Origin of the sequence: Pseudoalteromonas sp. S4492, assembly GCF_005886115.1 — a bacterium.
GTDB lineage: Bacteria > Pseudomonadota > Gammaproteobacteria > Enterobacterales > Alteromonadaceae > Pseudoalteromonas > Pseudoalteromonas gelatinilytica.
In genome coordinates, this window is the sequence record NZ_PNCP01000354.1 from 1 (window position 1) to 272 (window position 272).

Below are 272 nucleotides of genomic sequence, written 5' to 3' on the forward strand. Positions count from 1 at the left end.
TATCATTTTGGAAAAAAGCCACCCCTGGGCCTGCATAGGGAGGACTGATACTGACCCTAACGCCCTGCTGGCAGGGTTCGTCGGTAATAGACAGATCGCAGAGTGCAAGGCGATAGTGATGACGTAACAACACCAGGTCATCGGAGTTTTCACTTAACGCAATGGCCCTGATCATCCGGTGAACATTCAGTGATGAAATCAGGTTGTAATTATAGGGGTCTTTCAGGTCGTAGGTTCGCAGTATGCCATCGTTGCCGCCCGTTACCAGTGAG

Annotated in this window: 1 protein-coding gene; it reads right to left on the minus strand. The window is 50.4% G+C overall.

Annotation, left to right across the window (positions count from 1 at the left end):
* The coding region (locus tag CWC28_RS22450; RefSeq protein ID WP_212746841.1) for a hypothetical protein at nucleotides 1-272 on the minus strand (272 nt) is incomplete at both ends.